Raw genomic sequence first — 3,634 nt, 5'->3', positions numbered from 1 at the left:
CTGCCCCTCACCCCCAACGGGAAGGTCGACACCAAGGCACTCCCCGCCCCCGGCCACGACCGGCCCGAACTCGCCACCACCTACACCGCACCCCGGACGGACACCGAGCGCACCCTTGCCGCGATCTGGTCCGAGATCCTCGGCATCGACACCATCGGCATCCACGACAACTTCTTCGAACTCGGCGGGGATTCGATCGTCAGCATCCAGATGATCGCCCGGGCCAAGAAGTTCGGTGTGCACCTCACTCCGCGGCTGATCTTCAAGAACCAGACGATCGCCGAGATCGCGGTCCACGCCGCCGAGGCCGCACCGGTCGACGCGGAGCAGGGCCGCGTGGCGGGCGAGGTCCCGCTGACACCGATCCAGCACTGGTTCTTCGAGAAGGACCTGCCGACGTTCGACCACTTCAACCAGGCCGAACTTCTCGTCACGGACGGGCTCGATCCCGACGTGCTGCGGCTCGCACTGGCCGACCTGGTCGAGCACCACGACGCGCTGCGCCTGCGCTGCGTGGACGGGCCCGACGGCTGGCGGCAGTACCTGGACGAGACCGTGGACACCGACATCCTCGATGTGCACGACCTGTCCGGGGTCCCGGACGAGTCCCTGGCGTCGGTGTCGCTGGACATCGCGGAGGAGACGCAGCAGAGCCTCGGTCTGGCCAAGGGCCCGTTGCTGCGGGCCGCCCTGCTGGAGCTGGGACCGACACGCGGGCAGCGGTTGCTGACCGTCGTGCACCACCTGGCGGTCGACGGTGTGTCCTGGCGGATCCTCCTTGAGGACCTGGGCAGTTGCTACGAGCGGCGGGCCGCCGGTCTCGCACCCCTGCTGCCGGCGAAGACGACGTCGTTCCGGTCGTGGGCCCAACGGCTGAACGGCTTCGCCGACTCCGCCCGGGCACGGGCCGAGTACGCCTACTGGGCCGAGCCCAAGCCGGCCGGCCGGGTGCCGCGCGACCGGGACGGCCGCAACGACCTGGGATCCGCCGCCAGTGTCATGGCAACGCTCAGCCCCGAGGAGACGCGTGCCTTGCTGCGGGACGTGCCACGGGCCTTCAGCACCCGGATCAACGACGCGTTGCTCACCGCACTGGCACACGCCCTGCGGGACTGGACCGGGGACGACGAGACCCTGATCGGTCTGGAGGGCCACGGCCGTGAGGACCTGTTCCCCGACGTGGACCTGTCGCGAACGGTCGGATGGTTCACGTCCGTCTTCCCCGTCGCGCTGCGACTTGCGCCGGGGGCCACCGACCCGGTCGCCTCGCTCGACTCCGTGCGCGAGCAGGTGGCGCGGATCCCCAACAAGGGCGTCGGCTACGGCATCCTGCGCCATCTCGGCGCCCCGGACGTGACCGCCGTGCTGGGCCGGCAGCCCACCCCGGAAGTGAACTTCAACTATCTGGGGCAGTTCACCAGGGACCTGCCGGGCATCGGGCGGTACGCCGGTCCCGGCGAGTCGAAGGGCCACTCGATCAGCCCGGACGGCATGCGCTGGAACGTGCTGGACGTGACCGCCGCCGTCGAGGGCGACACGTTCGGCCTGTACATCAACTACTCGACCGCGCTGCACGAGCGGCGCACCGTCGAGCGTCTGGCCGAAGGCATCGTCGGTCACCTGCGCGAGCTGATCGCCGGCAGTGCCGACGGAGCCGCCGACGCCCGCCGGGAGTCCCCCGGTGTTCCCCTCACCGATGTCGGTGACGCCGACATGGCCGCGATCCTGAAGAGGTTCTCGATATGAGTGCGCACAACGTGGAAGACGTCTACGGGCTCTCGCCCCTGCAGTTCGGCATGCTCTACCACTCGCTGGAGGACACCTCCGACACGCGCCCGTACATGGTGCAGATGACGGAGGAGGTCGAGGGATCCTTCGACGAGGCACTGTTCGGAGCGGCCTGGCAGCAGCTCGTCGACCGGCACTCGATCCTGCGCAGTGCGTTCGTGTGGGAGGGGGTGTCGGAGCCGGTGCAGGTGGTGCAGCGCGAGGCTCCGCTCCCCTTCGAAGTGAGGGATCTGCGCGGCCTGTCCGATCAGGAGGAGCAACTGAGCGCCTTCCTGACCGAGGACTGGGACCGGGGGTTCGACCTCTCACGGGCCCCGCTGGTCCGGGTCACCGTGCTGCGGACGGGGGAGGAGCGCCGGATCGTCGTCTGGTCGTTCCACCACATCCTCCTCGACGGCTGGAGCGTGCAGATCCTCCAGAAGGAACTGTTCGCCCTCTATCGCGCGTTGCTCGACGGTACTTCCGCCGGGCTGCCGACGACCGTCCCCTACCGCCGCTACATCGAATGGCTCAACTCCCGGCAGGACGACGGCTCCGCGGAGTTCTGGACCGACTACCTGGCGGGTGTCACCGAGCCCACCGCACTGAACGTCGACCAGGACACCGGTGACACGGGAGTCGGCGAGTTCGAGGTGTGCGCCTCCGCGGAACTGTTCGCTCGGGCCCGGGACTACGCCAGGTCCCAGCGCGTCACGATGAACACCCTGGTGCAGGGTCTGTGGTCGATCCTGCTCTCACGGTACAGCCGTCAGGACGAGGTGCTGTTCGGCTCCACCATCTCGGGTCGGTCGATCGATCTGCCCGGCGTCGACTCGATGATGGGTCTGTTCATCAACACGCTGCCTGTGCGAGGCCGGCTCACGGGCGACCTGGTCGTCTCCGAGTGGCTGAAGGATCTCCAGGACGAACAACTGGAGATGCGGCAGTGGGAGTACTGCCACCTCGTCGACGTGCAGAAGCACAGCAGGATCCCGCGCGGCGAGCCGCTGTTCCGGTCGATCCTCGTCTTCGAGAACTACCCGGTGGTGCAGAAGCCGTCGGACTTCCCCGAGGGACTGACCCGCCGCCTGGTCAACTGCGTGGAGCGCACCGGGTACCCGCTGACCCTCGTCGTATCGGCGGGCAGGGCTCTGGAGTTCCGCTTCGTCTACGACCGGAGCATGTTCGACGCGAAGACGATCGAGCGCATGGCCGGCCACCTCGAAAGCCTGCTGACCTCCCTGATGGACTCGCCCGACGCACGCATCGGCGATCTCAACATGTTGACGGTGGGGGAGTTGCGGGAGGTGTTGGTCGAGTGGAACGGTGAGGCCGGTCCGTATCCGGATGCTGCGACTATTCACCGGCTTGTGGAGGAGCGTGTTGCGGCTGCTCCTGGTGTGGTTGCTGTCACGCATGGGGAGCGGTGCTGGACCTATGGTGAGATCAATGCGCGTGCGAATCAGCTGGCCCATCATCTGCGGGGGGCGGGTGTTTCTCCGGATACGTTGGTGGCGGTGTGTCTGGACCGTTCGCCGGAGCTGATTGCCGTGCTGCTGGGTATTCTGAAGGCGGGTGCGGCGTTCGTTCCGCTGGATCCGGAGTATCCGGTGGACCGGATCACTTACATGGTCGAGGATGCGAAGGCCCCGCTGGTCATCACGAGCACCGGTCTGGCCGGCCGTATTCCGGAGGGGTTCCCGCGTCTGCTGGTCGATACGCAGTGGCCTGCCGGTCCGGAGTCGGATCCGGTTCCGTTGGCGGTGCCGGATGATCTGGCGTATGTGATCTATACGTCGGGTTCGACGGGCCGGCCGAAGGGGGTGGCTCTGGAGCACCGGGGGGTTGTGAACTATCTGCACTGGTG

Annotated in this window: 2 protein-coding genes; both read left to right on the top strand. The window is 67.6% G+C overall.

Annotated elements, in window-relative coordinates:
• Nucleotides 1–1,746 (top strand): condensation domain-containing protein (locus ABZZ04_RS39275; protein WP_356937031.1); only part of this gene is annotated, 1,746 nt, incomplete at its 5' end.
• Nucleotides 1,743–3,634, top strand: a 1,892-nt coding sequence (locus ABZZ04_RS39270; protein WP_356937030.1) for a condensation domain-containing protein, incomplete at its 3' end; no start/stop codon positions are given. The genes ABZZ04_RS39275 and ABZZ04_RS39270, both read left to right, overlap by 4 nt.

This window comes from Streptomyces sp. NPDC006435 (genome assembly GCF_040612315.1).
Taxonomy (GTDB): Bacteria; Actinomycetota; Actinomycetes; order Streptomycetales; family Streptomycetaceae; genus Streptomyces.
Note: the sequence above shows the minus strand (reverse complement) of the source record. Positions and strands in the feature narration are given on the sequence as shown.